Below are 23,005 nucleotides of genomic sequence, written 5' to 3'. Positions count from 1 at the left end.
TAGAGTGTCGGCGCCCCGTCACGGATAGGGGCTCCTCTCCCCCTGTACGGTCCGAAGACATGGCAAAGAAGCAAGGCGATTCCAAACTAGCCGTCGCGGGAACGATTACTCTGGGGTTGGCGATTGCCGGAGTGCTGCTCGTCCAACAGCCGCTGAAGAGCACCAGGCCACCCTCGTTGGGGGGCCAGCCTGCGCCCCATCCGGCGGAAGGCTTGGTGCAGGCTCGACTGTGGGAGGACCCCCTGGAAGCCGTGCGGCGCGTGGCAATAGGCGAGGGCATCCTGACGGCGGCGGGCGGGGAGGTGAAAGACGATGTGGAGCGGGTCAGAGTTCTCCGGCAAGAACTGGATGACAGGATCGCTCTGGTTGAAGGACGCCCCATCACCGTTCTGCTGGTGGCGACCGATGGTGGCTCATCGGGAGAAAGCCGGGAAAGCCGCATCCGTGATCGCTACGCCATCGGCTCGGCCCTCGGCGTGGCCTGTTATGCACCGCGGCAGGAAGATCAGCTGTCGTATATCGTCTGGCGGGACCAGAGTGGTGCAAGCCGGGTCTTGCCGTACGAGTGGTACGAAGAGGGGCTGCGCACCTGTTCGCTTGAACCAACTTGGGCCCAGGCGGTCCTCGTTCTGTGGATCAGCAGCGAGATCGCTGGGGATCGCCCTATCGCCGCGCTTCGGCGGCTCACAGAGTCCATTCTCTGTACCGAAAGCTCCATTGGACGCCATGTCTGCCGCAGGTCTGAGGACGGGACGGTGCTGCTGGATCTCCAGCGGGAGCAGCATGTGCGGTTCAAAATCGTCGGCCCGCGCAGCTCCTCGGCCTTCCGCAATCTCCTGGAAGAAGCCGCAGCCTCGGTCCAAGGGCGGGAAGCACACGTGATTTGGGCCAACTACGGCGGCCGCATTGAACTCTATTCACCCTGGGCCACGGCCATGCCTAAGCTTCTGACGCAAGGGATCACCGTCAGGCCCAAGCCGCCGGAATCCACCGAATGCGCCTCGCCCGACGCGAGCCGGGCAAGCCGGGCGGAGCTCTGCTGGATCCTGCTGCGGGTCGGGATCGAGCTCAAACACAGCATCGGATCCGACGATCATCTGTTTGAGGCCATGATACAGGAGCTTGAACGACGGCGGGTCAAGTTTGAGCGTGATGCCATCGTCCTGATTGGGGAATGGGATTCGTTCTACGGTCGAGTGCTGCCGGTCGAATTCACCGCGGCGGTCTGCAGTCGCATTGCCCATCGGTCCGACGAGGACAACCGGGCGATCGAGGCGGATCGCCTGGCAAGGATTCAAGCTGATTGTGCGACCTATGATCAAGCGGTCGATCTTCAGGTCAGGAACCCGTCAGGGACGCGCGAGCTCGAGCTCAACATCCGGCGCTACAGCTATCTTCGCGGACTCGATGGAGAGCTTCCCGGCGGGGACAAGGGCGAGGGGGCGAGGGTGAGTGCAACGAAGCAAGTCAAGGGCACGTTGTTCGGGAATGAGATACTTGAACGGCCGGTCGGGACGAGCCAGTTCGACTATGCGCAACGTCTGGCCGCTCGCATCGAGCGGGATATGACCGAAGAGGCCAATCTCAGGAAGTATTTAAAGGCCGAGGGTGAAGGAGGAGACAAGGAAGCAGGGCTCAAGCCGGTTGCGGCCATCGGCATCCTCGGCAGCGACGCCTACGACGCGTTGCTGGTGCTACAAGCCATGCGCGAGCGGTTTCCTGACGCCGTATTCTTTACGACCGATCTCGACAGCAGGCTGGTCTATGCGGAGGACTACCACTGGACGAGGAATCTCGTGCTGGCATCCCACTACGGGCTGGAACTGTACGGCCTATTGCAGGGTGACGTGCCGCCCTTTCGCAGTAGCTACCAAACCTCCGCTTATTTCGCGATCCTTCAAGCGGTGGGACATGTGTGGCCGCTACGCACCTGTCCTCCCGAGGCCGCGAGCCGGCCGGTGGCCGACACACCCTTGTCACCCTGCGGCTACAAGGCGAATCTGACGGCGGATCGCGTGTGGTTCAGCGCGGAGGAACCGCCCCGGCTCTTCGAAGTCGGCCGTCATGGCGCGATCGATCTCTCAGTGGGCACGATTGAACAAGGGTACACCCTCCATCCACCCAGGGTGGATCTCTCCAATCACGATCCCCAGACGAACGGCCGACGTCCTCCCTCCGGAGCCCTCTATGGGACCGCTGGTCTGGCCTACTTGATCGGTTTCGTCATCTGCTGGACCAGACCTGACTCTCATCAGTGGGTGACGCGGCACACAAGAGAGCTGGCACTCGGCGCCCTAGGCGCCTTCGCACTGGCCTTTGTCGTCGACAAGGTTCTGCTTGATCTGCTGCTGCGAGATCACGACCAGGGCGAGCCGTTTTACTGGTTCGAAGGGGTCAGTCTGTGGCCGACAGAAATACTGCGTGGCCTAGGCACGTTGCTGGCGCTGGTTCTGCTGGTCAAAGGCTGGTGGAATCTCCGGTCGAATCTGGAGCACATGACGGAACGATATGGGTTTGCGCTTGAGGCGAACAAGGCACAACCAGAACGATGGCGACGATACCTGACGACGGTGCAATGGGGCCTGTCCCCGCGCGGCCTGCAGAGCGACATGCAGGCCGGCCCTCTCTGGCAGCTCTACCGTGAGGCCGGGTCAGGGCTGAACCGCCTCATGCGGCTGCTGATCCTCATGACGGTCTATGCCATGCTCTTCATGCTGCTCTGGAAGGTCATGGGGACCGAAGACTTTTCCGGCCCCTGCCGGGGGCTGTTTAGTTGTCATCTAGATGTGGTGCTGGCGCTGGCCAGTTTCGTCTGCCTGGCGGGACTCAACCTGTTCGTCTTCGATGCCGTCCTCCTCTGCCGGCGGTGGATCGGCGCGCTGGATCAGGTGACGGAGGGCTGGCCCGCGGCCCTGACGGACCATCTCGAATGGCAGCGGCCGGAGAATATGGTCAAAGCCCAGGAGTTGATGAAGATCGACCTGATTTCGCAGCGGACCGACGTCGTCAATCGGCTCGTGCGGTATCCCTTCATCGTCCTGCTCGTCGTGATGGTGGCGCGCAATAGTTATTTCGACGACTGGCATTTTCCCCTGACGATGATGGTGGGATGGGTGGTCAACGTCCTGCTGGCGATGGCTGCGGCACTGCTCCTGTACCGCGCAGCGGAGCAAGCGCGCCATGCCATTCTGAGGAGGCTCAACCACGCTGTTCTGAAGGGGCTGGATCGCGGCGCGGCAAGCGATGGCGATGTGAAGCTGACCCGTCAGGTCATTGAAGACATCGAGGCGGTGGGCCAGGGCGCCTTTGTGCCCTTATGGCAGCAACCCGTGGTCGAATCTTCATTCTATGGCCTCGTGGCGTTCCTTCAGTATCTCTATCTGAGTTAGTGAGAACTCACATGCGAGAAACCTTATTGGGTGGATTGAAGGTCCGACTCGTCGGCGGGTCAGACGGTCATGGAGGCGGTACCGGGCCGGTCGTCATGCTCCTCCATGGCTTTGGCGCGCCCGGAGACGATCTGGTGCCCCTTGCTGAGGTGATTGATGTTCCCGCAAACACCCGCTGGCTCTTTCCCGAAGCCCCGCTCTCGCTCAATATGGGGTACGGCGATTCACGCGCCTGGTGGATCATCGACTTCGCGAGGATCCAGGAAGATCGCGTCGCCGGTCGCATTCGTGATCTGTCGGTGGAGATTCCGCAGGGCCTGGCCTTGGCACGTGAGCGGTTGCTCGTTTTTCTCAAAGAGTTACCTCGGCAGCTCTCGATTGATTACAAGAAGACAATCATCGGCGGGTTTTCACAGGGCGCGATGCTCACCTGCGACGCAGTGCTCCATACCGACTATCCGTTTGCAGGATTGGTGCAGCTCTCCGGAAACCTCCTGGCTCAAGCGGTCTGGGGCTCTCTCATGCAGAAACGCAACGGACTGCCGGTGTTCCAAAGTCACGGTATCCAGGATGACATCCTCCCATACATCGGAGCGGAGCGTCTCCGCGACGCGCTGATTCAATCTGGTCTTGCCGTGGAGTGGCACAGCTTCCGCGGCAGGCATGAGATCCCTGAGTCGGTACTACGGCGACTGAGCACATTCATCATGAAAGCACTCAAAGGGTAACCATGCAGTCCATTGCGCTCACCACAGCGCTCATTCCTGGCGACCATCGACTCAGTAGCCCAGAACACTTTGAGCTGGTTCGCCGATTCCTGCTGAGGGAAGTCTGATGTTGGTCTTGATTCACAAAGAATGCGGCGGCCCTGCCCTTGAGGAGTCGTTGATAGGCGAAGTCTGCGCCATCCCCATCAACCGCTTTCCCTTTCCCTGTTTTACCTGTCTGGAAGAAATCCTCGACGAATCCGAAGTGCGGTTATCCGAAGAGCTAGGGATCTAGGTCGCGCCTAATTCCGCCTAGCCGTCACGCAGCCTGCAGTAGAAACTCAACCCTGACGGCTTCAAATGGGAACTCAACGCCAGCACCTGGTGTCCGGATGAGCAGCCCGGCCGAGAGGAGGGCCGTGATATCACCATGCACGGCTTTCACATCGCGGCGCACTCGACGGGCTGCCTCGCGAATAGAAACGGGTCCGGCTCCACATAGTGCCTTGAGCAGCTCCCATCGCTTGGCCGTCAGTACCTGCCACAGCAACTCGGGAGTGGCAAAACTGATGCGCGCAGAGCGTCGTGCTTTACGGGATTTCCACGCACGTGGGAATTCGGCCATTGCATCGGATGGAGAGCGAACATCAAGTATCACGGTTTTCATGGTTCCACCTCGCAATATCGGTCTGAAATGCCGCAATCAGAGTCTCTGGATCTGAGAAGGCATAGGGGTGTTCCTTCCCGCGGTAGTGACGATGATCACCCTTGCCGTTCTCGTACCGAAGCACGCAGGTGCCATCTACCACGTAGGCGAGCCGATATTTGAAGCGATGAGTACATCCCGCCAGCGGTTTGGGAAGATGCCAAAGTACCAACTCAGCGAACGCGGTAGTGGAATAAACGATTCTCGTGCGGATGAGCACGACGGCCTTCACGTTGGAGACGATACCAACACCCGGAGGCGTTGTCAATGGCTCCAACAACCCACGAAAGACGAGCGCGGAGCGGACGGCCGACCGACTTTGAGTCGAAATGCCGGCCGGCCTCTTGTTGCGTTGCCGGCACTGGCATACCATGTGCTATGTCATGATCGGCAATTACCAAGGAATGTATTCGAAGCATGAATATGCAGCACTTCGAGCTTATCGGTGTCGACGGCAACCGCATCAAGGGTGATCGCGCCGAGGGAACAGCCCGGCAACTTCTGTTCATCACCGGTTTTCTGTCCAACCGTTGGGGCAACAAGAGCAAAGCGTTGGCACAGTGGTGTCAGGAGAAGGGTTGGGGATTCTGTTGTTACGACGTGCGCGGGTTCGGCGATTCGGAAGGACAGTTCACGGACTATACGCTTTCCGCTTGGGTCGCCGATGCACACGCAGTCCTGGAATCCTTTAGACCCCGCATGCCTATTACTATAGTCGGTAATTCGCTCGGTAGTTGGATCGCCTGGCTGGTCGCGCAGGAGTTCCCCCTCGTGGAAGAACTGATCTTGATCGCGCCGGCGTTCAACATGATGGGCGAACGAACCAAGACCATCTCCAAGGAACGGCTCCACGACTGGCATACCGCCGGATGGATGCCATGGGATGATGACCCGTTGCATAAGGATTGGCCGCTCTCCTGGAAGTGGGTGGAGGAGAGCGAAGCCTATTGGGCGAAGACATTCGACAATCTGCGTCCAGTGAAGACGACGATTCTTCACGGCCTTCATGACACTGTCATCTCACCGGATGGTAGCCGTCGATTTGCCGATGAACTGCTTCGTCGTGATCCGAATTTTCCGCTTGAACTTCACCTGATTCCTGGCGACCATCGACTCAGTAGTCCCGAACACATTGAGCTGGTTCGCCGACTAGTGCTGAGGGAGACCTGATGCTTGTCTTGGTTCACAAGGAATGCGGCGGGCCGGCGCTGGAAGAATCGCCGGTGGGGGAGGTCTGCGCCATTCCCATCGATCGCTTTCCCTTCCCTTGCTTCACTTGCCTAGAAGAGATCCTCGACGAATCGGAAGTGCGGCTATCGGAAGAGTTGGGGATCTGAGCGCGGTTTTAGCCGACCGATGTTCGTACATGCTCAGGTCGGACTCCAAGCCCGATCATTCTGGCGGGGATACGTCGTAGAAAGGGGAACCGCGCAAGGAGCCGGAGGGCCCAAGGAGCCGGCAGCGGACCTTTACTATCCAGTACAGGCCTGATGACACGGTTCTGGACGATGAGTTGGGCCCGTTGCGTCAACTGGGTAGGCCACATACGGCGGGCTTGCACCTTGGCCAAATCCGCTTCGGTCATTTGCCCTTCACGCAACGGTTGGGCCAGCAGATTGGCCGCCGCCACCGCGTCTTGAATCGCCAGGTTGATTCCCACTCCCCCGACCGGCGACATGGCGTGGGCCGCGTCTCCGATACAGAGCAGTCCAGGCCCATACCACTGCCGCAACCGATCGACTTGAACGGTCAGCAATTTGATCCCTTCCCAGTCTTGCAGTTCGCGGACGCGGCCTGCGACAAACGGGGTCAGCCTCGCTACACTGTCGCGGAATAGCGGTAGGCCACTCGCTCGAATCTCGCCCAGTGTTCCCTTGGCAATGACGAAGCCGCACTGCCAGTAGTCACCCCGGTTCAGCATGATAAAGATCCGACCAGCGTCGAAGCGGCCCATCGGATCGACCGGGTCCTCGGTCTTGCGCGACAATCGGAACCAGAGCACATCCATCGGAGCGCCGAATTCTTCTACAGATAGTCCTGCTTTCTTGCGGACAATCGAGTCCCGGCCATCCGCCCCAACGACGAGTGCGGCGCGAATTTCCAACGATCCCTTCGGCGTTTCAGCGCGAAGCCCTACGAGTGAACCTCCGGTCTCGATCACATCCGTCACATCCGCGCTCATGCGTATCTGAAAGGTTGGATAACGGCTTCCCTCGTCCACGAGGAAGTTGAGAAAGTCCCACTGCGGCATGAAGGCGACGTAGCGGCATTGGGTCGGCAGATGAGAAAAATCCGCCACCGTGAACTCCGGATCTCCGAACCGCGCGTTGATCCGCGACACTTTCTGATGGGGCAACCGAAGGAATCGTTCGAGCAGCCCCAGCTCATGCATGATTTCCAACGTCGAGGGATGCAAGGTGTCGCCGCGAAAATCACGCAGAAAATCTTCGTGCTTTTCGACGACGAGCACCGAGACGCCGGCCCGAGCCAACAGGAGGCCCAGCATCATTCCGGCAGGCCCTCCGCCGGCAATGCAGCATTGGACTGAGATGGTTTCGGGCATCAGGCCACCGTTAGATGTGCAGAAAGGGGGTAGTGAGGGATTATAAACTGAACCATCCTTAAATCGGATGTACGGCGCTCGGAGGAGCTAGGGATCGAACAGATTCCAGACCCTAGTGATGCATCCCAGAAATACGTTCATGGTGAGCTTGTCGAACCACGAACGGAAATCACATGCCCTTCGACAAGCTGCTATGTGGATGTCAAGTGGCCGATAGAGGAGTCCTCTTTCGGTTATCATCTGCGTGTCCTTCCGGCCCAAAGAGAGACTGGCTGCTATGCGTGGCACGGCACACGGCCGTCACACTGACTTGGAATGCGCCCCTCTCTCGGGCACAAGGCCCCGGGATCTCTGTCTCAAGCATCGAACCTCAGGAGTGCGAGCCTCCCGGTTCTGCCAGTCGTCGAGTCGTTCCCTGGGGCGATGTCTCCTCTTGGGCCACAGGACCCGCCTGCACGCTTGCTCTGACCACATACGGCCGCTGCTGCATCAAGACCGCGGCGATGCGCGTCGTGAGCTTCCGCGCTACCGCCACAATGGCGACCCGCGCAGCCAGATGACGCGGATGAGTCCGACACACCGAGCGGTAAAAATCCCGCAGCTCGCCGTCCTGGCGGATGGCCGACCACGCGGCCTGGATGAGTTTACTTCTCAACCGACTATCTCCTGTGCGGGTGATCGAGCCTCGATCGGTATGCGATCCGGTGGAGCGCTCGGTGGGCACCACGCCCAGAAACCCACCCAGTTGGCGGACGTGGCGCAGTTCCCGCCAATCCCCGATCCTGGCCACCAGCTGACTGGCCACGATCCATCCAATCCCCGGAATCGTCCGCAGCAACGCGAGGCACCGGGACAGCTCGGGATCACACTGACAGTAGCGGCGGATCTCCTTGGTCGTCTTCACGACCTGCTGTTCATGAAACGCTACACTGTCGAGCAACTGATCCAGCTTAAAACGCACCGCCCCCGAGCAGGCCAGCTGGCGGAGTTGCTGCTTCACCAGGCACGACCACTAGCTGCCCGCTGGGGCCGGGGGAAACGCAAGCCCTTCCAGGAGCAACAGGGCTTTGATGCGCAGCTTCATGCCGACCAGCTCGCGGACAAACGTGTCGCGCAGTTGGGGGAGATGCCGCAATTCGCGATAGGGCGGCGCGGGCACATGAATGCTCTTCAATTGTCCTCCCCGCAGCGTCTCCGCCAGCCCCCGACTGTCCAGCCGATTGGTCTTCACTCGCTGCCCAGGCGCTTTGGGGATCATCGACGGAGCGGCCACCACGCAGGGAGCGCCAGCGGCCACCAACCGATCATACAAGCCGTAGCCCGTGGGGCCCACCTCATACGCGTAGGCGACTTTTTGGCCCGCAAAGTGCTTGCCCACGTAGGCCAACAGATGCTCGACACTGTACGGAATCTGCATCGATCGACTCACGCCTTGGTGATCCGTAAAGGTCACCGAGATACTCCGCTTATCCACATCCAATCCAGCAAACACATCGTAGTCCCGGGGAACAATAGTTTGGCTTCCCATTTGACGTCCTCCTTCGCACCATGGCGATTCCATGCACCATCATACTCACGAAAGAGGACGTGTTCTGACACCAGACATCCATCATACAGGTCTCAGGGCGAACGGATTACAACAAGAACTTTCGGGGCGCAATACTAAAAGCACATCCTTACCTGTTTTAATGGCCTCAAGGTTTAAAGCTGGACTGCACGTGATCCAGGGCCGCCAGGAGCGCGGCGCGGTCCTTGGACTTCACAACCGCGAACAGCTCCATGAGCCAAGCGCGGTGGGGTGCGAAGACCTGCTCGGTCTGGACAAAGTGTGTCGTTCCGTCAAAACTCCAGTCAGGATGAAAACTCTCCGGTTGCCCTGAGACGAATGTGCGGAGCTCTTGTAGCTTCTGAGGAACGATGTTGGCCTTCTTCAGGGCGAGAGCTGTGACAACATCCACGATGCGAAGCCCAGCCCAAGCATTGGGATCGAGGTCAGGTTTCTTCAGCAGTTCTCCAAGACGGTGTTCGGCTTCTCCATAGCGCCCTGTCGTTAGGTGCGCTTCAGCAAAATTGGCCTGGGCGGACACATCCGCTGGGTGCCGGTCCAACCATTGTTTCGATAATTCAAAGGCCGATGTGTACGCGAAGAGTTTGTCATGATAGACGCCATTCGTTATCTGATAAGCCTCGTTGTAGTCCGGATACAGCGTCAGCACATTACGATAAGACTCGGCTGCGGTTGGCCAGTCTTCAAGCGCAAGCGCGGATTTTGCCAAGTTGTTATGGGTTTGAGCCCAGCCTTCCGGTAAGTGTTCTCTAGTGCGAATCTCGAGCGCGGCGCGATAGGCCGCGACGGCCTGGGCGAGGAGCTGCGTGCCGGCCTCGCCGCCGGTGCGGGTGCCTTGCTCCCTCAGCACGGCGCCGAGATTGTTCTGGGTCGTGGCCCAGTCTTGCGGGAGCTGCTCTTTCGTACGGACCGTGAGCGCGGCGCGATAGGCCGCGACAGCCTGGGCGAGCAAGCGGGTGCCTTTCTCGCCGCCGGTGCGAATGCCTTGCTCGCTCAGCACGGCGCCGAGATTGTTCTCGATTGCAGCCCAGGCCTCTGGAAACGCGGACTGTGTATAAACTGACTGTGCCTCTTTGTATCTGTTCACTGCTTCGGCTAAATTTTCCTGAATGGCGGCCTCTTTCGTGCGGATGCCGATTTGCCAATCAGCCAGGCCAATAGTCCACTGCATGTCCGCCCAGAGGGTTGGGAGATCCTTTTTCTCAACGTAGCTGAGGCCTTCATTGTATGAAACAAGTGCCTTGTCGAATTGGTAGTTGGCGTAATAGGTGTCGCCCGTAGACTTGAATTCGCCTACCACTTCTTCCGTGAGCTTAATCAGCTGACGTCGCCCTTCTTCGATCTGGGCTGGTGTGGACTTACCCGGACCAGCTTCCACAAACAGCGTGTCACGACTAGCTCGTGGCTCGGGATCGGCCCGTAATTGCATAGCCCGGTCTGTCACGAGAATGATTTCGCCTGATTCATATACGAACGAGGGTTCAACTGACCGGTCGCTCTTTAACTGGCTCTTAGAAAGGGCCTCGACCTCCTGACGCTTTTTCTTGAGCAAGTCCACCTTGCTGGTCGCATTCTGCTCGCACCGTGTAGCAGCCTGTTTCAAGTTCTTTTGATAGACCGCGGCAAGGCACTGCTTGCCCAAGTCGCTCGATTGCTCGTATTGCTTCACGAGGGCCGCAACATTGGCGAGGACCTCTTGCTCTGGAAGCCCATGTTCGGTCGCATACTCCCTCACCACCTGCTCCGGATCTGTACTTCCTTCTTTGACATCGGGTTTGACCTGGCTCTTCAGCTTTTCCGGCAGCCTCTCAAGGAGCTTGTCGAGTTGTGCAGGCGACAGAAATTCCGGAGACGGTTCCGGCAAGAGAAAAATGTCACTTTTGAAATCTTCCTTTAGCTCCACTTTTCCACCGATTGGCGTGGCAATGGCCCACCCCTTGCGCTTGACGTAGAGCACGATGGTTTGCCCGACCCGATAGGCATCGGGTACCAGCACACGATAGCCACCATCGAGTTTCGTGAAAAAGGGATTGCCGACGTTCACGATCCAGACCTGTGCGCCGAGTGCCGGCTTTTTCGTGTTGCCGTGGTTTTCGAATACTTGGCCCTGTAGCCAGTTCTCAGCACGAGCAAATCCCTCCAGACTCAGGAGTACTAATGTCAGCACGACAATGCAGGTGCCTGTGCGCATTACTCACTCTTCTCCATGGGAAAACTGAGGTCAGTGTTCCCCAAGGTGGCGTAGTTTGAGTAGGTCTTGTACCCCTCCTTCTGCGCCGTAAATTTGATCCGGGCCTGCTTTTCTTTCGTGACCCGAAAACGGAAGGATCCATCACGGTCGGTCAGTTTCTTCATGTCGAAATCAGGCAGGGAGACGACCACATCCCGTAGAGGCTCGCCGGTCGCCTCGTCCAGCACGGTCCCCGACAGTTCTTGCTCCAACAGTGCGGCTGGCGGAGGTCGCCCGCCCCACTTCGATGGAAGATCCAAGAGGAGTGTCACGGCAGTCAGAATCGCGACGGCCAAGCCAGCCCAGGCCTGCCATCTCTCGACGAGCGGCTTGGTTTTTCCGGCAACGCTCGCGGTCGAGGGCTCATTGTGAATGTGGATATCGCCACCGGCCTGGTAAAGGTTCCCCTGCACCGTCCACTGCTGTTGGGCAAAGACGGACTTGGCCTGTTCGAGCACGGCCGTCGCTTCTGTTGCAGTGATGTCGTTGAGCTTGCGAAGAACCGGTTCCCGTCTTTGCACATCGGCAAGCGGTGCGCCTCGCAAGGACTGGATCAGTCCAGTCGCATGATTGAGACGATACCCATGGAATGCCTTGAGCGACGAGGCAAGCGGTGTATCGTCAAGAAGGCAAGGGACGATCGTCTTCTTGAGCGCGATCGCCGTACACCATTCGAACTCCACGAAATGGGACGCGGCTGAGTTTTTGGACCAGGCGAGGAGAAATACGTCTTGATCGGCGATGGCTTCACCTAAGACCTTCGGCCATTTCTGCCCGCCGTAGATTTTGTCCTGATCGCGCCAGATGGAAATCCCGGTATGTGTCGTGAGTTGCCCCTCAAGCTGCTCGATAAGCGGCAGGTCAGCGCGGGAATAGCTGAGGAAGACGGTCGGCATCCGAGTCGCCCTAAGTAGGAGATCGGATGGGTACCATACCGCAAAGTTGATTAGCCGCTCAAGGCAGCAGGTTCACGGTAGATCATCTGCGTCAGCGTAAGGGGGCAAGGCAGCCTTGGCCTCGCGGCTTGGCACTCTTCAGATGAAGCTCAAACAGGCTCGGGAACAACTCTTGTGTTTCTCTGCTCTCTCGGAACAGCGAGAGACACAACTCATTAACCTCCCGAGGTTGAGAATGAGGGTGTTTCCCTAGCGTATTAGAATGGACGATGCACTGGACATTTGGATTCCTCAGACAACGGCTTTGGCCAACCGGGTAGGTTCCAGGCCGCGGGCGCCGATGTGATCGGTATCCTTCGCATTTCCGGACTGCTAGAATGCGGCATGGCTTCCGATGAGACCTCGACACTTCCTCGTCGAACGGAGGCACTCTATGCAGAAGTTATCGTGCCCCGTCATATCGCAAAATCCTTCACCTATCTCGTCCCTCCTGCCTTAGCTCAGACCATCGCCATAGGGCGTCGCGTCCTGGTCCCGTTTGGACGTACGGTGCTGGAAGGGGTCGTCATCTCGCTGAGTGACCACCTTGCAGCCGAAATAAAGTCCGGTTCCATTAAAGAGATCCGCTCTCTAGATCGCGATTCAAGCCTGCCTACGTCGCTGTTCGAACTATCTCGCAAGGTCGCGGAATATTACGTTGCACCCTGGGGCCAGTGTCTCCGGCTCATATTGCCTGCAATCGCAACGCAAAATCCTCCTCCCACCCGATACGTAGCCACTGCGCAGGGCCGCGCGGCCTTGAAAACCGGTCTCTGTCCAGACGATCTGAGGCCGATGCTCGACCGAATTGCCCGACGAACTCCAGGACTCCTCTCCTCGACACTTCAGCCCACTCGGCAGCGAAAAGTTCTGCGGGGAATCGATGCCCTCATCAGCAAGTCGTGGATCGAGCTCGTGCCTTCGACCAATGCCGACGTCCGACTCCAAGCGCCGCATGGGAGGCTCACTTTGGACAAGCATGATCGTCGAACGCCGGTGGAGGGGATTCTGCCCGCTGACAGGCTTCCGGAGGTCGATGCCTCCTGGAAAGCGCGCGTCTCCCAGTGCCTTCACAACAACCACATGAGGAAACTCGTCCTCCATGCCCCGTGGGAACACCGACTCAGTCGGCTTGTGGACGCTATTCAGCAAGCACACTCCATGAAGAAATCCACTCTCGTTCTCACCGGCGAGGTCGTGAGAGCATCCTGGTTAAAACAGGTGCTCTCTAGACTCACGGACCTCCAAGTAACCTTCGCACGCCCACCTTCAGAATCGAATCGATGGCAACAGGGTCAGGAACAGGTTCACTCGGTAGTCGTCGGAACCCGTTCAGCCATATTCTCGCCACTTCGGTCGATCGGGCTGATCTGGGTGGAAAACGAAGAGGACCCTGCCCTGAAAGAACCGCAGGAGCCTCGCTATCATGCCAGAGAAGTCGCCTATTTGAGAGCTGAGAGCGAACGGGCGCTCGTTGTACTGGCCTCGGCTCACCCATCCCTTGAAGCGAGGTTCGATCCCGAGGCTGAGATCCACCATGTCCCACAAGAAGTTGTCCTTCGACCTACGATTGAACTCGTTGACCTTCGCAACGAGGCTGCAGGCACTCTTCTCAGTCACAAACTCATCCGAGCGATGCACGACGCGCTACAGGACCATACCAAGATCCTCCTCTTCCTCAATAGGAAAGGTTATGCCGGGACCTTGGCTTGTAGAGACTGTAGCTGGGTTCCTCGGTGCGATTCCTGTAACGTGGCGCTTACCTATTATCGTGAGGCCACCAGTCTCAGGTGTCGTTACTGTGGCAGGGCAAGTCCATTGCCTGATCTCTGCCCTTTGTGCCGAACGCCTCGTATACGTCCTATTGGTGAGGGCACCGAGCGAGTTGAAGCCGACGTTCGCCGCCTATTCCCACAGGCCAAAATCGCCCGCCTCGATGGCGACACACTCCGGCGTTCCGCGTCGGCGCATGCCCTGTGGGAAGGGGCCAAGTCGGGCGCGTGGGATGTTCTCATCGGGACCCAAGCGCTGTTTCATGGAGAGCCGCTGTCCTGCTACAGCTTGGTGGGGATCCTTCAAGCAGACTCCGGGTTGCATATCTCGGACTTTCGTGCAGCGGAACGCACCTATCACCTGCTGGTTGATGCTGCCGACCTGGCATATCCAGCGCCCACCGGAGGACGAGTCATCGTGCAGACTCGCCTTCCTACACATCATACCGTACAGGCCTTGATCTCAGGAGAACCCACTCAATTTTACGATGAAGAACTCGCCGCACGCCGGCTTCTTCATTATCCGCCCGTCTGTCGATTAGCTGAGCTTTCGGTAATCGGCAAAGACCTTAGGATGGTCGAGGAGGCTGCTAAGCGATGGAGTGCGGACCTTGAACAGAATTCCAGTGACCAGGAGCCTCTGCATATTTTAGGTCCGGTGCCGGCCACACGTCGGCGTCCAAAAGGCCGTCAGCAGTATCGCATCTTGGTAAAGGGAACTTCTGTCACCGCCCTCAGCCGACGGATCCATGAATCCGTCCAGAAAATGGAGCGGGAGTACCGCAAGGGACGGATCAAATTCATTGTCGACATTGACCCGATCGAGAATGGATGAGGTTAGGCGCCCTTCCTCTTTTTCTTCGCCCGAGAAATCGGCTCTGTCGCAGCCTGCTCCGCATGTACAGACGTAGTCAGCTTACGTGCCCGTTTAAAGAGTCCGTAAGAAAACGAAATCCAGAAGACGGATGAGAAGAGACCCAGCACGACGGCCGAAAGGATCGTTCCCATCTCAGATTCGGGAAGTGATTCTGCCTGGCCTCTGAGTTGAATCATCAGCACCAACGGCCAGGCAAAGCTTTCCAGGCCGAGCAACAAGGTAGCCCATGCCCATAGTTCCGTGATCGACTCTGTCATGAACCATAAGAACAGCCACGCGGTCAGAGCCCATCCGACCACGACGACCGGGGAGACGCTTCCTCCCCATAAGAGCCAGAAGCCGACTGCGGCAACGAGGGTCCCTAAGAACTGATTGAGAAATATCATGAAACGTCTGATCCGAGCATGGAATGGTGGAGTCTGACGGGAGCCTGTCGTGATGTCAATGCGAAGAAGGTTGACTGTGCGCGGCGAGTTGTCTAGCGGGTCAGTTCGACGGCAACCGTATCGAGCAGGACGTTCAGGTCGAACGGCTTTTGAAGGGTCCGCCTGGCTCCGAGCATTTTTGCGATGTCCAAGAAATTGAGGATGCCGATCGTATCACTTCCCCCGGTCATCGCAATAACACGAGCATCGGGAAACTCCCGGCAGAGCGTCATGATGGTTTCTAGTCCGTCCTGGTCCGGCATGAGAATATCCATGATGACAAGATCCGTCGACCTCGTCCGATACCGGTCAAGCCCCTCTTTCCCGTTGCCGGCCTCATCGACCTCGTAGCCGGCCTGTTCCAATATTTCACGGATGACCTGACGAACTTGGTCCTGATCATCAATCACGAGGACCGACGGCATCCGACACCTCAATCGATATCCTCGATGGTTCTGGAACGCTGTTGGCCGCCGCACCCGCAGGTTCCGGGTAGTCGGAAGCCTGATCCAATGCCTTGCGAATGGCATAGGCCAGCTCGTGCAACGTGACCGGTTTGGGGAGGCATTCCGTCACGCCCTGCGACCAGGCATCGTCCAGACCAGACACACCATTTGACCCGGTGCAGAGGATGACAGGGAGATCCGGTCGAAGTCGTCGACATTCTCGAGCCAGACGATCCCCAGTCATGCCGGGCATCGTCCGATCGGTAATCAGTAGGTCGAACCGCTTGGGTTCGGCCTGGAAGAGTCCCAATGCTTCGGCAGCCGTTCTACAGACCACTGGATAGTAGCCGAGGGATTCCAACAGCTCTCTTCCTAATCGAACAACGGAGTCTTCGTCATCGACAAATAGAACACATTCGTGTCCATGGGGAACCGGATCGTCCTTCTGAGCCGTCCATGGCCCACAAGCCGGGAGAGCAGGAAAATAGGCCGATACTACCGTACCGGCGCCGATTTGGCTTTCAATCACCAGGGTACCGCCATGCGCCGTGACAATGCCGTAAACCACCGCTAATCCCACCGCCTGCTCCTCGCTGCCCGCCTCCGACGCCGCGAACGAAGAGAACAATCGACTGACTCTCTCGGGGTCCATCCCCTCGCCTGTATCACGAACGCTCAGACAGACGTACCGTCCAGCGGGGAGTCGACTGGAAGGCATGATCTGATCCGTGACAAAGTCTCGGTTCCGAAGCTGAACGTCAAGGATTCCTCCCGTCCTCTGCATCGCACAGAGGGCGTTATCGACCAGGTTGAACATCATCTCATGCAGCTGCACAACGTTGGCAGAAATAGGGCTGGTCGCGTGTGCGATCTGCGCTCTGAGTTCAATCCACAAGGGAATCGTCGGACGAAGGAGCCTCAGGGACTCTTTCGCAAAGGAATGGAGGAACACAGGGCACCGACCGTGATCGTTTTGCCCACCGAAGACCAACAACTGCTGGATCAGTTCCCGGGATTGTTTCGCCCCCGCTATGACTTGCCTGATATGGCGATGCGCCTTGCTCTCAGCCGGAATCACCGGAAGCGCCAGCTCGCTGAAGCCGAGGACGGCCGTGAGACCGTTGTTCAACTCGTGCGCGATACCGCCGGCAAAGGTGCCGATCGCTTCCCTCCTCGCAGCCTCCCGACCCCTGGCTTCGACCTGTTTACGATCGGTCACATCGACGACCGTCCCGAGTGTGCGGGTCGGTTGCCTCGACGAATCGTCGCCGTCAAACGCAGTCAGAGAACGAAGCCTGATATGCCGCATAACGCCGTCTGGCCTGACGAAACGGTACTCGACCTCAGACAGGCCATCGCCCATCACGGCACGAGCTGTTTGGACGGCAGAGCTCACCCCCTCCCGATCATCGGGATGAACCAGCTCGAGGTGGCGCTGCCATGAAGCAGGCTCATCGGTACCCACGCCATAGATGTCCCGTAGGATCGGTGACCAAGAGAGCGAATCTGTCCGGTGGTCCTGTTCAAAGCACCCGACCCGTCCTATCTCCGCAACAAGATCAAGTCGCGTCTCGCGTTCCCTGAGCGCCTCTTCGGCCTGCCGGCAAGTGTAGACATCCTCGGACCGGGCGTTATTAGGCGTTTCTGTACCCTCCCCGAGTTGAGAGACGTTACTCATGGTCCAAACGACCAACGTCACCCGGCCCTGACGGTCTTTCACCGGTGACACCGATACGTCATTCCAAAATGAGGTGCCGTTCTTGCGGTAATGGCACAACCCGACACGACAGGCCCATCCACCTTGGAGGGCCATCGCAAGCTTTTCGAGCGAAGCCCGATCTGTGTCCGGGCCGGTCAACAGTGACGTCGTTTGCCCGAGCACCTCTTCTTCAGTGTAGCCGGTCAGCAGCAGGAAGGCCGGATTGACGTAGACGATGGAATGCTGGGACAACGTCGCATCCGTCACGAACACACTACAATTGGTGGCCGCGATGATGGTTGCATTCAGGATGTTCTCTTGGCGCTGTCGCATCACTATCCCGAGAACCAAACCTATGGACAGGAGCAACCCTAGGAAGAGACCAGTAGTCATACAGGACAACCTCCCGGTCTGTGCACACAGAGTAGTTATGAATACGAAGCACTTAAAGACAATCTACATGAAGTGCAAGGGGAGTGCCCAGATATGAAGAGCAGCTGCAAAACTAGCTTTTTGCACCTAACCGCAGTAGAGCTGAATGATTCTCGCTCATCCCCGCCGTTTCGCAAAAAAGGCGGCTGCCTGCGCTCGCCGGGTGATGCGGAGCTTCTGAAATACGTTTGCCAAATAGTTCTTGACGGTCTTGTCGCTGAGTCCGAGCGCGACGGCGATTTCCTTGTTGGTCTTTCCCTCGGCCACTAGCGCGACCACTCGTTCTTCCTGAGAAGACAGTGGATCCGTACCAGGGATCCCCGGGAGCTCGTGAAGCCCCCTCAACCAGCCCAACGCCCGTTCAGTCACCGTGGAGTCCAAAATCGATTGACCGTTGGCCACCGAGCGGATGGCTTCAACCAATGCGGGTGAATCAATTTCTTTGAGGACATAGCCATGAGCGCCGGCAAGCACTGCGGCGAGAACGGAGTCGTCGTCGGCGTAGGACGTCAAGAAGATGACCCGTGTCCCCGGCAGTGTCCCTAGGATCTCCCGACAGGCATCCACCCCGGAACCGTCAGGTAGTCGGACGTCCATCAAGATCACATCGGGCTTCAACCTTAGCGTTTGCTGGATCGCATCCGCCATGGTGCCAGCTTCCCCCACTACCGTGACACCCTGCATTTGACCGAGCACCGTCCGCAGTCCCACGCGAATAACCTCGTGATCGTCGACGAGCAGCACTCGAACGACGTGCCTTTTAGTGGTGAGCATCATCAATATCCTTTGGAAGATGGACTAAGATCCTCGTCCCCTTGTCATGTTTCGACTGAATGGCGAACAAGCCCCGAACTTTTTGAGCCCGTGCCGCCATGTTGACTAACCCATGACCAACACCCTGAACCGAGCGTGGATCAAACCCAATACCGTCATCCGTCACGGCGAGACGATCTGAGCGGAGGAGATCCCGGAGCGAGACCGTGATCCGTTTGGCACGGCTGTGGCGCAATGCATTACTCAACCCCTCGCGTACGATGTTGATGATATGGATCGCCTGCTCGGTGGATAGCCGTCGTGCTGCCGCATCATCGATCCTCACGCGACAGCTGGCGGAGGCGGCGATGGACATCGTATCGACCATGCTCCGCAGGGCGGTCGAGAAGTCTCCGCCCTGCATCACCTGCGACTCGAGTCCCGCAATGAAATTCCGGACCTCCGTCATGACATGTTTGAGCTGCCCAATGGCGTGATCCACGGTCGCCATGAATTTCTCCGCCACCTGATCGTGTTGATTCTTGATCGCTGATTTACCTGCTTCCAACCCAAGTCCGACGGCGTACAAGGATTGGAGAATCCCGTCGTGGAGGTCTTGACTGATCCGTTCACGTTCCTGAAGTGCTGCGCTTAGGTCTCGCTCGCGCTGAAGGAGAGTCTCTTCCATTTGTTTACGCTCAGTGATATCAGTCGCAGCTCCGAGCACCATGTGGACCTGGCCTTGGTCATCGAAGATCGGTCTCTTGACCGTCTGTAACCAGCGCCTCCTCCCCTCCGCATCAGTGATCTGCTCCTCCGGGATGAACCGCTCCTGCGCGGAATTCATGACCTCAAGGTCACTCTGCCGAAAGGACCTCCCCCCTTCACTGTCGGCATTGAACTCGACGTCCGATTTCCCGATCAAATCTTCCACCGTCGTCCCATACCAATCAGCCACAGCTTTGTTGGCCATGGTAAAACGTCCTTCCCCATCCTTGGCAAAAATGAGATGGGGGTCTGTGTCGATGACCTGTCGCAAAAACGTATGCGAACGGCGAAGCTCGGATTCCGCTCGTTTCCGTTCTCCGATATCCCTCAGGATCGCACAGCCATACTCTTTCTCATCGTACCGCAGATAATTGAAGGTCACCTCCATCTCTAAGATAGAGCCGGTGCGTGACCAATAGGTGGCTTCGAACGCCAACGCTCCCTGCTCCTTTAAGTGATTCCAATGCTCTCCCCATCGTTCCACAGGGAAATTAGGATCGATGTCATGCACCGTCATGGTCGTCAAGTCCTGGCGGGCATACCCCAACATTCGACAGGCCGTCTCGTTCACGTTGAATATGCGAGCGCTCGAATCCACCCACAAGATCGCTTCGACCGCCTGATCCACCGAGAACTGGGTGAGCCGCAGCGCTTTTTCCATCCGTTTGTATTCGGTGATGTCCTCGCACACGATGAGTGCTGATGATTCTCCCTCCGGGCTCCGCAGCTCACGCACCAGCTCACGTACCCACAGCAGCGCGCCATCTCTTCGCACCTTGCGAAATTCCCATCGCGCGACTCCTTCCGGATGCTGAAAGAACGCTCCTATCGCGGCACATACGCGCGCTCGATCTTCTGCGAAGAAGAGCTCCGCCACCGGCTTCCCGACGAGGTCCTCGACACCATAGCCCAAGTACTGCGCCCCGTACTGGTTGACGGATCTGATCATTCCTGTTCGATCCACGGTGAAATACATAGAGGGAGTTGCATCATAGAGACTCCGGTATCGTTCCTCGCTCTCCCGCAGAGCGTCCAGCGTCGCTTGGCGGTCCATTTCACCGCCAAGCCACTGCGCCATCAGTTGAATGAAATCCCTTTCGGCTATGCTAAACGGTTTCTGCCGGGGTTCGACGCTCGTAAAACACAGGGTCCCATAGGTGCCCTCCAGCCCGTTGATCGCAGTCCCGAGGTACGATTCCAACTTCAGTGCAGCGTAAGCGGGATGCCCTTGCCAATCTGGAGATGCCCCGGCATGCTCGAAACTCAACGGTCTGCCGAGGCGAATGGTCTCGCTGCAGTACGATTCAGACAGAGACACGTGCATGCCCTGATGGAACCCCGTGCCGGGCGCGTTCACTTGCCCCACCTCCAACTCACGGCCCCGGACAAAAGTCTGCATCCCGATCGGCAGATCGAAGAAGCGGCACCCGAGCTGAAGCAGAGCGTCGACCCGTTCCTCAAACGACTGGCCCTGCGCCGACGAGATATCGTGGAGCTCACGGATTGCCTGCTGATTCTTCCAAAGGGCTTGCTCCGTCTGCTTGCGCTCGGTGATGTCGCGCATGAAGCAATGGTGGCCGAGGAAACCGCCGACGGACGGTTTGCTTGTTACCATCAAGACCTGTTTAAAGAAGCTGGAGCCGTCTTTCCGAACAGCTCGACACTCGAACTCTGCTTTTCCTTTTTCCAGCAACTCCTCATACGCATGTTGGGCGAGACACAGGTCTTCTGGGTGCACTGTCGGCTCCCATGTTCGCCCGAGCAACTCGGACGGTTCATACCCCAACATCGTCGCATAGGGCCGGTTCACCTCCAGGTACCGGCCTGCTACGTCGACTCGGGCAATGCCTGGCATGGCCTGGGATAAGGCCAGGTTCATTTCTCGCATACGGTCTTCACTCCGCTTGCGCTCGGTGATATCGGAGAACAGGCAGAGGATGGCCGGCGTACCGTTCCACGTAATCCGAGCTACCTCAACCTGAACCGGAATCGGCGTTCCATCCATTTTCAAATAAACTCGTTCCGCACTATGGATGGACAGGCCGCCGTTCAGCAGGCATTTCACGTTCTCCTGGACTTCTTGATGATAGTCCGGATGGACGAACTCCAATGTCAACCGGCCGAGAATTTCATGAGGATCCTTCGCTCCCATGATGAAGACGCCCGTTCGGTTGATGTAGACCGTCCGCCCTTCACACAAGACGAGGGCACCGCATGGGGCCAGCTCGATCAACATCCGGTAACGCTCCTCGCTCTCGCGCAGGGCCTCCTCCATCCGTTTATGGTTCGTAATGTCGGTGTGCGAACCGAGGAGACGAATCCTTCGACCATCCCGCTCGGACACAAACGAAGCCCGCGCTTCGATCCATCGATACCCCTCATCCTTGTGCTTCAGCCGAAATTCCTGTCGATAGTCTCCCTCGCGACGAGACACGTAATCTCGTACATAGGCCATCGCCGCTTCCCGATCCTCCGGGTGCAGCAGCGCCGTCCAGGCCTCAAAAGCATCTGAAATCTCCGCCGGCTCATATCCCAACTGGCGTTTCCATTCCTGTGAAAGGACTACTTCGTCCGTTTCCGTGTTCCAGTCCCATAGTCCGGTCCCTGAGGCACGGAGGGCTTGTTCGAGCTTTTCTTGGGAGGTCCGTAGCATCTCCTCGGTGTGCTTCCGCTCGGTAATGTCCCGTGAATTCACGACCACGATGCATCGACTATGTTGATCCCAAGTCGCCCTGCCGATTCCTTCCAAACTGCGCCACGAACCGTCTTTGTGGCGAAAACGGAATTCGGCCGTTTGAGGCGTTCCGGGACGCTGGATGAGCAACTGGAACCGCTCGATCACGGCAGGAAGATCCTCTTGATGAACGAACTCGAAGGCGATTCGTCCGTCGAGCTCGCGTTGTGCATACCCGAGCAGTCGTTCGAACGAGGGGCTTTCAAACTGGATTGCCCCGTTCGAATCGAGAACCGTAATGATGTCCGAGGAATGCTCGATCAGCGTACGGAAGTGAGCCTCGCGCTCCTGTAGTGCCGACTCTGTTCGTTTCCGATCGGTCACGTCCAAAGCGGTCCCGGACATACGCACTGGCTGACCGCTACTATCGCGCAAGAACTCTGCGCAGCAACGAATCGTCCGTACTTCGCCATTGGGGCGAACGATTCGGCATTCCATATCGTATGGCGCGGCCCCTACCAACGCGCCGTCGATCAACGCCAGAACCCGGTCACGATCGTCCGGCACTACCGCCGACACAAAACTGTTGAACCTCATCGCACGTGATTGAGGCGCATAGCCGAAGATTCGGTAGAGTTCATCCGACCATTCTACCTCGCCGTTCGTGATGTCCCAACTCCAACTTCCCAAGTGAGCAAGAGCTTGTGCGGCATGGAGGTGGCGAGTCCGTTCGTGCAGTACTCGGTCTCGTTCGGCCAATTCACGCGCGAGATCGGCTACCTGTCTGCGCAGGAGATCCAATTCAAGAAGGTCGCTCGTAGCACTCATGATAGGGCTCCTTGCTGGGCGACATCGACGATGCATCAAGAGCCGGTTCAGCTCATGGGAGTAACCGGTTCACGGTACGAGGATCGAGTACGTCGCTTGCCTCACGAACACTTTTTCTCCTGGACAGAAAGTTATTGACCCCAAAAGTTATTGGTTCCTAATTAATGTCATGAGGTGAGCAGTGTGCTATGACAAAAGGAGAAAAGTCTAGATCCAAATGGCCCAAGGCCTTTC

The 23,005-nt window shown here is 57.9% G+C and carries 18 protein-coding genes; 6 read left to right on the top strand and 12 right to left on the bottom strand.

Annotated features, from left to right (window positions below; translation table 11 throughout):
• Window positions 1–59 precede the first annotated feature (59 nt).
• The 3 genes from P0119_00380 to P0119_00370 all read left to right on the top strand — a co-directional run bounded on the left by P0119_00380 (window position 60) and on the right by P0119_00370 (window position 4,391).
• Entirely contained in the window at window positions 60–3,389 is a 3,330-nt protein-coding gene (locus P0119_00380; protein MDF0664507.1) for a hypothetical protein, read from the top strand.
• A gap of 11 nt (window positions 3,390–3,400) precedes the next feature.
• A complete protein-coding gene (locus P0119_00375; protein MDF0664506.1) occupies window positions 3,401–4,117 on the top strand; it encodes a hypothetical protein in 717 nt (238 codons plus the stop codon).
• Between the two features lie 106 nt (window positions 4,118–4,223).
• Window positions 4,224–4,391: a hypothetical protein gene (locus P0119_00370; protein ID MDF0664505.1), complete on the top strand. Its 168-nt coding sequence runs from the start codon at window positions 4,224–4,226 to the stop codon at window positions 4,389–4,391.
• A 24-nt stretch (window positions 4,392–4,415) separates the two neighbouring features.
• Here the strand turns inward: P0119_00370 and P0119_00365 are convergent, their stop codons facing one another.
• The gene (locus tag P0119_00365; GenBank protein MDF0664504.1) at window positions 4,416–4,763 is read right to left on the bottom strand and encodes a hypothetical protein; all 348 of its coding nucleotides are present in this window, start codon (window positions 4,761–4,763) and stop codon (window positions 4,416–4,418) included.
• Window positions 4,744–5,175 (bottom strand): DUF6516 family protein, encoded by a 432-nt coding sequence (locus tag P0119_00360; protein MDF0664503.1) that lies wholly within the window; start codon window positions 5,173–5,175, stop codon window positions 4,744–4,746. The genes P0119_00365 and P0119_00360 overlap by 20 nt, the downstream gene beginning before the upstream one ends.
• 44 nt (window positions 5,176–5,219) lie before the next feature.
• Here P0119_00360 and P0119_00355 point away from each other — a divergent pair, with 44 nt between their 5' ends.
• Both P0119_00355 and P0119_00350 read left to right on the top strand, forming a co-directional pair.
• Window positions 5,220–5,972: an alpha/beta fold hydrolase gene (locus tag P0119_00355; GenBank protein MDF0664502.1), complete on the top strand. Its 753-nt coding sequence runs from the start codon at window positions 5,220–5,222 to the stop codon at window positions 5,970–5,972.
• Window positions 5,972–6,139, top strand: coding sequence for a hypothetical protein (locus tag P0119_00350; GenBank protein ID MDF0664501.1), 168 nt, complete (start codon window positions 5,972–5,974; stop codon window positions 6,137–6,139). Before P0119_00355 ends, P0119_00350 begins: the two co-directional genes overlap by 1 nt.
• A gap of 8 nt (window positions 6,140–6,147) precedes the next feature.
• Here P0119_00350 and P0119_00345 read toward each other — a convergent pair whose 3' ends face one another.
• The 5 genes from P0119_00345 to P0119_00325 all read right to left on the bottom strand — a co-directional run bounded on the left by P0119_00345 (window position 6,148) and on the right by P0119_00325 (window position 12,058).
• The gene (locus tag P0119_00345; protein MDF0664500.1) at window positions 6,148–7,365 is read right to left on the bottom strand and encodes an FAD-dependent oxidoreductase; all 1,218 of its coding nucleotides are present in this window, start codon (window positions 7,363–7,365) and stop codon (window positions 6,148–6,150) included.
• A 370-nt stretch (window positions 7,366–7,735) separates the two neighbouring features.
• Window positions 7,736–8,365: a transposase gene (locus P0119_00340; GenBank protein ID MDF0664499.1), complete on the bottom strand. Its 630-nt coding sequence runs from the start codon at window positions 8,363–8,365 to the stop codon at window positions 7,736–7,738.
• Window positions 8,366–8,377: 12 nt separating this feature from the next.
• Window positions 8,378–8,893 carry a transposase gene (locus tag P0119_00335; protein ID MDF0664498.1) on the bottom strand — a complete coding sequence of 172 codons (516 nt, stop codon included), beginning with the start codon at window positions 8,891–8,893 and terminating at the stop codon, window positions 8,378–8,380.
• 166 nt (window positions 8,894–9,059) lie between these two features.
• Complete coding sequence (locus tag P0119_00330; protein MDF0664497.1) at window positions 9,060–11,123, bottom strand: tetratricopeptide repeat protein; 2,064 nt, start codon at window positions 11,121–11,123, stop codon at window positions 9,060–9,062.
• Entirely contained in the window at window positions 11,123–12,058 is a 936-nt protein-coding gene (locus P0119_00325) for a TIR domain-containing protein (GenBank protein ID MDF0664496.1), read from the bottom strand. The genes P0119_00330 and P0119_00325 overlap by 1 nt, the downstream gene beginning before the upstream one ends.
• A 384-nt stretch (window positions 12,059–12,442) precedes the next feature.
• Between P0119_00325 and priA the strand changes: the two genes are divergently transcribed.
• Window positions 12,443–14,704: a primosomal protein N' gene (gene priA / locus P0119_00320; protein ID MDF0664495.1), complete on the top strand. Its 2,262-nt coding sequence runs from the start codon at window positions 12,443–12,445 to the stop codon at window positions 14,702–14,704.
• A gap of 2 nt (window positions 14,705–14,706) precedes the next feature.
• On the opposite strand, the gene P0119_00315 is transcribed toward priA, so the two are convergent.
• From P0119_00315 to P0119_00295, 5 genes are all read right to left on the bottom strand, one after another.
• Window positions 14,707–15,132: a hypothetical protein gene (locus P0119_00315; GenBank protein MDF0664494.1), complete on the bottom strand. Its 426-nt coding sequence runs from the start codon at window positions 15,130–15,132 to the stop codon at window positions 14,707–14,709.
• A gap of 92 nt (window positions 15,133–15,224) precedes the next feature.
• Window positions 15,225–15,596 (bottom strand): response regulator, encoded by a 372-nt coding sequence (locus tag P0119_00310; GenBank protein MDF0664493.1) that lies wholly within the window; start codon window positions 15,594–15,596, stop codon window positions 15,225–15,227.
• A complete protein-coding gene (locus P0119_00305; GenBank protein MDF0664492.1) occupies window positions 15,574–17,709 on the bottom strand; it encodes a PAS domain S-box protein in 2,136 nt (711 codons plus the stop codon). The genes P0119_00310 and P0119_00305 overlap by 23 nt, the downstream gene beginning before the upstream one ends.
• Window positions 17,710–17,865: 156 nt before the next feature.
• The gene (locus tag P0119_00300) at window positions 17,866–18,525 is read right to left on the bottom strand and encodes a response regulator transcription factor (protein MDF0664491.1); all 660 of its coding nucleotides are present in this window, start codon (window positions 18,523–18,525) and stop codon (window positions 17,866–17,868) included.
• Complete coding sequence (locus tag P0119_00295) at window positions 18,509–22,771, bottom strand: PAS domain S-box protein (protein MDF0664490.1); 4,263 nt, start codon at window positions 22,769–22,771, stop codon at window positions 18,509–18,511. The genes P0119_00300 and P0119_00295 overlap by 17 nt, the downstream gene beginning before the upstream one ends.
• Window positions 22,772–23,005: the final 234 nt, after the last annotated feature.

The organism is Nitrospira sp., assembly GCA_029194665.1.
Classification (GTDB): Bacteria; Nitrospirota; Nitrospiria; order Nitrospirales; family Nitrospiraceae; genus Nitrospira_D.
This window is presented reverse-complemented; position numbering and strand designations above follow the sequence as displayed.